Origin of the sequence: Hyphomonas sp. BRH_c22 (assembly GCF_000961795.1) — a bacterium.
Taxonomy (GTDB): Bacteria; Pseudomonadota; Alphaproteobacteria; order Caulobacterales; family Hyphomonadaceae; genus Hyphomonas.
Map to the genome: position 1 here is coordinate 1 of NZ_LADU01000047.1, position 8236 is coordinate 8236.

Annotated in this window: 8 protein-coding genes; 2 read left to right on the top strand and 6 right to left on the bottom strand. The window is 64.0% G+C overall.

Annotation, left to right across the window (positions count from 1 at the left end; all coding sequences use genetic code 11):
• Nucleotides 1-1552, bottom strand: a 1552-nt coding sequence (locus tag VR74_RS06090) for an ABC-F family ATP-binding cassette domain-containing protein (protein WP_045695202.1), incomplete at its 3' end; no start/stop codon positions are given.
• Nucleotides 1553-1676: 124 nt separating this feature from the next.
• On the opposite strand from VR74_RS06090, the gene VR74_RS06095 reads away from it, so the two are divergent.
• Nucleotides 1677-2813 carry a hypothetical protein gene (locus tag VR74_RS06095; RefSeq protein WP_045695192.1) on the top strand — a complete coding sequence of 379 codons (1137 nt, stop codon included), beginning with the start codon at nucleotides 1677-1679 and terminating at the stop codon, nucleotides 2811-2813.
• A 19-nt stretch (nucleotides 2814-2832) separates the two neighbouring features.
• Here the strand turns inward: VR74_RS06095 and VR74_RS06100 are convergent, their stop codons facing one another.
• The 4 genes from VR74_RS06100 to VR74_RS06115 all read right to left on the bottom strand — a co-directional run bounded on the left by VR74_RS06100 (nucleotide 2833) and on the right by VR74_RS06115 (nucleotide 7404).
• Entirely contained in the window at nucleotides 2833-3474 is a 642-nt protein-coding gene (locus tag VR74_RS06100) for a DUF6064 family protein (protein WP_045695194.1), read from the bottom strand.
• 154 nt (nucleotides 3475-3628) lie between these two features.
• Nucleotides 3629-4330, bottom strand: coding sequence for a 16S rRNA pseudouridine(516) synthase (locus VR74_RS06105; protein ID WP_045695195.1), 702 nt, complete (start codon nucleotides 4328-4330; stop codon nucleotides 3629-3631).
• A complete protein-coding gene (locus VR74_RS06110; protein WP_045695197.1) occupies nucleotides 4327-5367 on the bottom strand; it encodes a methyltransferase in 1041 nt (346 codons plus the stop codon). Before VR74_RS06110 ends, VR74_RS06105 begins: the two co-directional genes overlap by 4 nt.
• 45 nt (nucleotides 5368-5412) lie before the next feature.
• Entirely contained in the window at nucleotides 5413-7404 is a 1992-nt protein-coding gene (locus VR74_RS06115; RefSeq protein ID WP_299949704.1) for a PBP1A family penicillin-binding protein, read from the bottom strand.
• A gap of 237 nt (nucleotides 7405-7641) precedes the next feature.
• Here VR74_RS06115 and VR74_RS06120 point away from each other — a divergent pair, with 237 nt between their 5' ends.
• Nucleotides 7642-8028, top strand: a complete 387-nt coding sequence (locus tag VR74_RS06120; RefSeq protein WP_299949705.1) for a hypothetical protein — start codon at nucleotides 7642-7644, stop codon at nucleotides 8026-8028.
• A gap of 4 nt (nucleotides 8029-8032) precedes the next feature.
• Here VR74_RS06120 and VR74_RS06125 read toward each other — a convergent pair.
• The coding region (locus VR74_RS06125; protein ID WP_045695200.1) for a YraN family protein at nucleotides 8033-8236 on the bottom strand (204 nt) is incomplete at its 5' end.

Consider the following 8236-nt stretch of genomic DNA (forward strand, 5'->3'; position numbering starts at 1 on the left):
CTTTGGCCTTCTCCGCCCGCGCATCGGCCTCGTCGCCGCGCCGCACATGCGCCAGCTGGTCCTGCGCGTCGCTCCAGCCGCCCGCCGTCTGCACCCATTTGCCATCGCCGAGTGGGCAGAGACAGCTCGTCACCGTCGAATCCAGGAACGCCCGGTCATGGCTCACGAGCAGCAGCGTGCCCTCATAGGCCAGCAGCATGTCCTCCAAGAGGTCCAGCGTCTGCAGGTCGAGATCATTGGTCGGTTCATCCATCACCAGCAGTGTCGATGGCTTGGCAAGGCCAATGGCCAGCGCCAGCCGGTTGCGTTCCCCGCCCGAGAGCGCGCCGACAGGCTGGCGCAGCTGTTCCGGCTTGAACAGGAAATCCTTGGCATAGGCCGCAATGTGGCGCTGCTGGCCCTGCACCATCAGCGAGTCCCCGCCCGATGGCGCCAGCGCCTCCCAGATCGTGTCCTTCGGGTCCAGCGTGTCGCGCGTCTGGTCGAGGTATGTCACGTCCAGTGTCTTGGCGTGGCGCACGCTGCCTGCGTCCGGCTCGATCTCGCCCAGCAGCAGGCGCACCAGCGTCGTCTTGCCCGCGCCGTTCGGCCCGATAATGCCGATCCGGTCGCCGCGCAGGATTTTCAGCGACAGGTCCTTGGCAATCACCAGCGGCCCATTCGGCGTATCGAACGTCTTCGACAGGCCCTTCACCTCAATCACCTTCTTGCTCATCGAGTCGCCGACGCCTGCGCTGAACTCGGCCGAATTCTTCCGGTCGTTCAGCGCCGCGCGCATCGCGCCATGCTGGGCGCGCATGTCGTGCAGTTTGGCGAGCCGCCCCTGGTTGCGCTTGCGCCGCCCGGTCACGCCGCGCGCCAGCCAGTGCTGCTCGGCCTTCAGCTGCGTCGTTACGCGCTTCAGCTGGCGTTCTTCCTCCACCTCGATGGCCTCGGCCCACTCGTCAAACTTCACATAGCCTTCCGGCGATTTCAGCACGACCCCCTGGCGCAGCCACAGCGTATTGGTCGACACCGTCTCAAGGAAACGCCGGTCGTGGCTGACCACCAGAACAACGCCATTGAACGCCTTCAGGCGCCCTTCCAGGTATTCGATCATCGGCACGTCGAGATGGTTGGTCGGCTCGTCCAGCAGGAGCACGTCGGGCTCCGCCGCAAAGGCCTTCGCCAGCGCGGCGCGCCGCTGCTGCCCGCCGGACAGGGTCTTCGGATCAGCCGCCGGATCGACGCCGAATTCCATCAGCTCGGCCTCGGCCATATAGGTGTATTCCAGCCCGTCGCTGGCATAGTCCAGCACCGTGTCAAACCCGTCAAAGCGCGGCTCCTGCACAACGGTGGCATAGGTCGTGCCCGGCTGGCGCCAGACCTGCCCGCTATCGGCCTCGGCCTGCTCGCTGATGATGCGCATCAGGGTGGACTTGCCCGCCCCGTTGCGCCCCACCAGCGCCGCCCGCTCGCCCTTGGACAGGCTCAGCGTCACCCCCTCGAACAGGGGCTTGGCGCCAAGCGACAGACGCACATCGGACAATGAAATCAGGGGAGGTTGAGCCATGGGGCGCAGATAGCGTGTGCGAGGGGCAAGGGGAAGGGGGCTTTGCTGTGCGGTGCGGACGTTCAGGAACCTAACGCCCGCCATGCCGTTCTGTTTACAACAGCAGAAATGAAGGGACACCGTCATGGCCAATCGGCTTTCACCCTCGAAAATTCACGAGACTCTCACGGGCCTTGGCGACAGTGTCGTCTCGGTCCTGCTCCCGCGTCCGCACATGCAGACAGATGGCGAGAAACTTCGCATCGCCACCAAGAACGCCGCACAGGCCATTGCCGGCAGTCCGGGAGACCACACTCAGCTCATCGACCGTCTCACCGCGCTAGAAATGTCTGACATGGAAAGCGCAGGCTCGGCCTTCTTCTCTGCCGGCGGCGACTTTCATGAAGTCCGGTTGAACAATCCGCCCGTGGCCATGGTCGCCAGCGATCAGGAGGCCATGTGGCTGCCGGTTCTCGTCGACGCCTCGAGCCGCAGCTCGGGATGGGCCGTCGTCGTGGATCGTGACCATCCGAAAATCTACCGGGTAACGGCCCGCGGTACTGAAGATTTCTCCGACACGATGTCGGTTCCGGATTACGACGAGATTGAAGCGCGCCGCGAGCCACAACTCGATGTCCTGTTCCATTCCGCGTCCAGCGGCCGACGCACCCAGGGCCATGGCAGCTTTGCAAAGTTTCACTCGCTCGGCACAACGCAGGAACAGGAAGAGGAAAAGACAGAAGAGGTCTTTTACCGCCGGATCGCAGACGCCCTGAAGGATGGGCTTCCCAGAACCGCCCGCAAGGTTTTCTTCGTCGGTGACGAGCGCGGCGTCGGCCATGTGCGCGCCCTCCTCGGAGACGTTGCTTTCGACACGGAATATCTGAGATCGGCAGGCGATGGCTCAGATGCAGAACGCCTGGCTGAGGCGCTGAAGAACGAGCTTGAGGCCGAAAGGCGCCTGCTGGGATACGACACACTCAAGGATCTGCCGCCCTCCGGCCTCGTTGCTGATGATGATATCGAGACCGCCGGCCAGAAAGGGCGCATAGACACTGTATGGATATCGGATGAGGCCGCCGGCCTTCGGGAATTCGCAGATGACGAATATTTCGACTTTGACGACCCCGAAGCAGCCCAGCAGGTCCTGACGCTGCAGCGCCGCATTGCCCCCGCCGTTCTGACAGGCGCCAACGTCAACGTCATCCCGGGCGTATTGCTCCCGGAAGGCAATCGCGTCCTGGCCACCGCCCGCTACGAAAAACAGACCGGGCAGCCCTAACGCCGCGCGCATACACGGATCAAAAGTTTGCCTCGCCCCCCGGTTTGCGCGCATTCATCACAAGGGCCAATACCGCGCTTGTGGGCATTGCCAAATCTGGCACGACGCCCAGCAGGAAGGCTGCGCTCCCACCAATGACAGACCATGCACAGGGCACGATGAACAGGATCCACGACACGCGCCACGAAGACAGCATGAGTACGCCAAAGGTGAAGATGACAAGCGGGCAAGGCGTGACTCCGAAGCTCGGACCGCCAGGATAAGGATGTCCCAGCCACGCATTCAGGACCGGGTACAAGACAGCCGCATAGGCGATCAAACCCCACCCTGCCAGGGTCATAACATTGCTTCTCGTCGAAAACTGCGGCGGCCTTCGTATCGCAGCGAAGGCGAGAATGAGCGCCTGGCCCACGAACACTGCAGCGAATACCGGCGCAATCGGATTGATCGAAGAGAAGAACACCCAGTGGTAGGCGACACCCGTCCATCCCCAGAGCAATGCCAGAGAACTCAGGCAAATCACTCCCGCTAAACGATGGGAGGAAAAAGTGGCCAGAACTGAGATTGCGCCAAGGACATATGCGAACACCTGGAGCGGCCAGATAGCTTCGTTGTATCGTTCGAAAAGCTCGAAGAACTCGCGTTGACTGAATGGTAGCATCTCGGCGGCACCTCAGCAGGACCTCTGCTTCGCGCAATAGAACAGCTCGGCAACAGATCGCAATGTCCGGAACGGAAACAATCTGAACCTGTCAGTGGCCTGTTGAGTGATGTCTGGCATTACGCTCACACCCGTCCTCAGCCGCAACTGAACGTCACCCCAGCCCCGCCACCTCATCCGCCCCCAGCAGCCGCCATTCGCCCTCCGCCAGTCCGTCGAGCGTCAGCGGGCCGAAGCGCGCGCGGTGCAGCGTCTCCACATGGTTGCCCATGGCGGCGAACATGCGGCGCACCTGGTGGTAGCGCCCTTCGGTGAGGGTGACGCGCGCGCTGCGCTCCCCTGTCACCTCGAGCCTTGCCGGTTTCAGCGGCTTGTCCTCGCCGCGCAGCACCAGCGTGCCGCTGGCAAAGGCCGCGCCCTCATGCCCCTCCAGCGGCCGGGCGAGCACGGCCTCATACACTTTCTCCGTCTCCGACTTCGGCGAGATCAGCCGGTGCAGCAACTGCCCGTCATCGGTGAACAGCAGGAGCCCGGTCGTCGCCGCATCCAGCCGGCCGACGCTGGACAGGGCCGGCGTGCGCTTCAGGAAACGCGGCGGCAGCAATTCATAGACGAGCGACCCACCATCGGCGCGCGAGCAGGTGAAGCCCGCCGGCTTGTGCATCAGGATGACCATGCCGGGCGGCGGGTCCAGCGGCTCGCCATCGACCGTCACCCCCTCGAACGGCCACGCCACACCCGCGCCGCCCCCCTCAATGCCCCCGACACGCCCCCGCCGCACCGCGTTCTCGACCTCCTTGCGGCTGCCATAGCCAAGCCCGGCCAGGTATTTCGTGAGGGCGCGCAGATCCTTCATTTCGGCCGCTTGGGACGGTCCGCCCGGATCACCTTGTAGCCGCCGGAATCCTCAATGATTTCATACTGTTTGAAGCAGGCCGCCACGGTCGCCTCATAGGGCAGGTGCCGGTTGGCAACCATGTAGAGCGACCCGTGCGGCTTCAGCGCCCGCGATGCGGCCTGGATAAAGGTCTGCCCCAGGCCTGCCGCATCCGCCCGTCCGACATGGAAAGGCGGGTTCATCAGGATGAAATCATAGCGGTTGTTCGGCACGTCCCGGGCGACGTCGGCCCAGCTGATCGTCACATTGCCGAAGGCCTCCAGCGTCTGCGTGGCGCAGGCAATGGCGCGGTGCTCGGCCTCGTAAAGGTCCATGTGGCTGATCTTCGGGCAATGCGTCAGCACTTCCTTTGTCAGATAGCCCTGGCCTGCGCCAAGGTCGGCGCCCATGCCCTTGATGTCCTCGGGAATGCATTCGGCCAGCAGCTCGGACCCGGCATCCACCCGGTCCCATGAGAACAGGCCCGGCCGGCTCCACATCGCCCCGCCGGCAACGGGTTGCGGCTGGTCGGCGGCCACCCAGGCCTCGGCAAGCGCCGTGTTGAACACGGACAGGTCCTTGCGCGCCCAGAAGGCCCGGCACTTGTTCTTGCTCAGGCTTTCGGTTTCCCCGGCAATCTCGCCCAGCGTCTTCTCGGCGGTCTTCGCGCCCAGCGTGTTCGGCAGGCAGGCGAGCACGACGCCGCCTTCAGGCGCCGCCAGCATGGCCCGGGCATACAGGCCCCGTGCCTCGTCCTTCTGGCGCGGCGGCAGGATCAGCGTCAATTCGGCGGGTTCGAACGTCTCTGTGCCGGGGGCAAGCAGCGTGTATCCCGCCGCTTTGAGCGCATCATGCGGCGGCTTGAATGCCTGCTGGCAGGTCAGCCGGTCCCTCGGCAGCAGGGGCAGCACCGGCCCCGGCTCTGCCCGCAGGAAAAGCACCGTTCCGGATTCGGGAACAGTTACGCCGCCGCCATCAAGGGCGAGTTTCAATGTATCGAGAACGTCAGTATCCATGCGCAGGCGTGTTAGGCGGTCTGGCGGCCTCTGGAAAGCCCGGTCTTACTGCGAAGTGCGCCCGGCCGCCCGGTTCGCTGCGGCCACGCTGAAGGCCTGGCTGAGGCCGCGGTAGAAGGTGATGCGCTGCTCTGCGGTCTCGCTGATGACCACGCCACCCTCCGCCCCGATCAGGCTTTCAGACGGCTTGCCGGCATGGACAAGCTCCATCATGTCCGACCACAGGTCAGCGGGAAGGCCGCCGCCGGTGACGCGCTTCATCGCGCTGTCATCGTCATTGCCCACCCAGACCGCACCGACATAGGCCGCCGTGAAGCCGACAAACCAGGCATCGCGCGAATCCTGCGACGTGCCCGTCTTTCCGGCGACCGTCCAGTTCTTCACCTTCGCCCGTCCGCCCGTGCCGATGGGCGCGTTGACCACCCGCGTCATCATCGCATTCATGTCTTCGGCCAGGTCATACGGGTAGACGCGTTCACGCTCATATTCCGGCCGCTGGTACAGCACCATGCCGCGGGAATCCTCGATCTTGTCGATGAGATAGGGGTCCATGCGCAGGCCGCCGGACTGGAAGGCGCCAAACGCCCGCACCAGCTCCCACATGGTCACTTCCTGGCTACCGAGGGCAAGCGACGGGAAAGGCTCCATCGGGCTGGTCATGCCGAAGCGTTTGGCAAGCGCGATGATGCGCTCCTCACTGGTTTCCTGTCCAAGCTGCGCGGCAACCGTATTGGTCGAGCGTGTCAGCGCCTCGCTCAGCGTCATCGGGCCGAGATAGCCGCCGCCATAATTCTCCGGCTTCCACTTTTCGATCGTGATCGGTGCATCGATCATCACGTCATAGGGCGAGAATCCGTCTTCGAGGGCAGCGGCATAGACAAAGGGCTTGAAGCTGGAGCCGGGCTGGCGCTTGGCCTGCGTGACGCGGTTGAACTCCGACGCCGCATAATCGGTGCCGCCGACCATGGCGACGACGCGGCCATCCTTCGCCAGGACGAGTGCGCCGACCTGGGTCGCGCCCTGCGCCTGTCCGTCCTTGGCCATGCGTTCGATCAGCAGTTTCTCGATGCCGGTCTGCATTTTCGGGTCAATTGAGATCGTGACGACGAGATCGCCCGGAAGGCGCGGCAGCATGGCCCGGACGCGCTCAGCCGATGCGTCGAGCACATAGCCGAGCTGCGGGTCATAGACCGGCGGGTCGATGATCTTGATGTCTGCGGTGCGCGCAGCCTCCGATTGTGCCTTGGTGATGAATCCCAGGTCGACCATTTCCGACAGCACATAGCGCTGGCGATCAAGCGCGCCGGCGAGGTTTTCGCGCAGGTTCAGCTTTGAAGGCGCCTTGGGCAGGGTTGCCAGCAGGGCGGCTTCGTGGATTTCGAGATCCTGCGGCGGCTTGCCGAAATAATTGCGCGCGGCCGCATCAATGCCGTACAGGCCCGCGCCGAAATACACCCGGTTGAGATACAGGGAGAGGATTTCGTCCTTGCTGATCCGCTTTTCCAGCTCGCGGGCGAGCTTCATTTCCTGCGCCTTGCGCTTCAGCGTCTGGCGGCTGTCGAGCACGAGATTCTTGATCAGCTGCTGGGTGATGGTCGAGGCGCCGGACACGGTTTCACCGGCGCGCAGGTTGGACAAGGCCGCGCGGGCAATGGCGGCGTCATCGGCGCCGTCATGCTCGTAGAACCGCTTGTCCTCGGCGGCGATGAAGGCCTGTGGCACATAGGCCGGCAAGGTCGACACATCCGTGGCATGGCCATAGCGGGGGCCGCGCACCGACAGCGTGTTGCCGTCCCGGTCGACAAATTCCATGGCCGGTTCGCGGTGAACTTCCCACAATTCGGCTGCGTCAGGCAGTTTCGGCATGCCGAAATAGAGCGAGCGCCATTGATAGAGGGCATAGCCGCCAGCGATCAGGACCACGGCGACCACGCTGAGAATGATCCAGCCGCGCCATGTGGTTGGCCACCGGAAAACCGGCTCGCGCGGCACCTTGACCGTTCGCGGCGTGTACGAGGGGGGCGAGGATTTAGCCATATAAGCCTGCGTATCGAATCAAGGGCGTTTTTTACATGCGATTTGATTACGGCAGGGTGAAGGCGCCATTCATGTGTCTGGCAGTGCGGCGCAGGCCGTGTTACCTAGGACTACTGCGTATGGCCGCGAATGTGTGGCGGGGCATAGTCCCGCAGCGGATGTCCGTCAAACCGCCAGGCACGGGATCGTGGTCCAAGCGAGCCGCGTGGTTGGCGCAACCCAGGAGTGCCAATTTCCATGTACAGACCCTTTCTTCGACCTGCCGCCCTTGCATTGATCCTGTCTACGGGCATCGCCGCATGCGACATGGCGGGTCCGGCCGCGCCCGAGATAACCGTGATCAAGACGGATGCGCAATCCATCGCGGATGGCCGCAAGATTGCCGAAACACAGTGTTCCAACTGCCATGCGCTCGACAATGACGCGAAAATCCGGCCCGAGGATCCGCCGCCGCTGCGCTACCTGCTGGCCCAGTATAATCCGAACACGCTGGCTGAGGATTTCCAGTCCGGCCTGCATGTCGGGCACGAGATGATGCCTGATTTCGTGTTTGGCCCGCTGGGCGCTGAAGTGCTGCTGGCCTACATGGTGTCGATCCAGCAGGAACCGCCCGCAGAGGAATAGGGCGTCAGCCTATCCCCGGCCGCCAGGCGTCGCGGGCATGCTGCGGCAGGCGGCCCGGCTGGACGGCAATCAGGTCATAACGCCAGCCATAGTCTGCATAATGGGGGCGCCGGGCCATCCAGAAGACAGCCGCGCGGGCGATGCGCTGCCAGCCGGCGGGCGTGACGGCGCCGAGGGCATGATCGCGGTTGGCGCGGGCCTTCACTTC

Coding starts and splice junctions, on each gene's coding strand:
- VR74_RS06095 (WP_045695192.1), top strand. CDS start 1,677: ATGGCCAATCGGCTTTCACCCTCGAAAATTCACGAGACTCTCACGGGC.
- VR74_RS06120 (WP_299949705.1), top strand. CDS start 7,642: ATGTACAGACCCTTTCTTCGACCTGCCGCCCTTGCATTGATCCTGTCT.
- VR74_RS06105 (WP_045695195.1), bottom strand. CDS start 4,330: ATGAAGGATCTGCGCGCCCTCACGAAATACCTGGCCGGGCTTGGCTAT.
- VR74_RS06115 (WP_299949704.1), bottom strand. CDS start 7,404: ATGGCTAAATCCTCGCCCCCCTCGTACACGCCGCGAACGGTCAAGGTG.
- VR74_RS06100 (WP_045695194.1), bottom strand. CDS start 3,474: ATGCTACCATTCAGTCAACGCGAGTTCTTCGAGCTTTTCGAACGATAC.
- VR74_RS06110 (WP_045695197.1), bottom strand. CDS start 5,367: ATGGATACTGACGTTCTCGATACATTGAAACTCGCCCTTGATGGCGGC.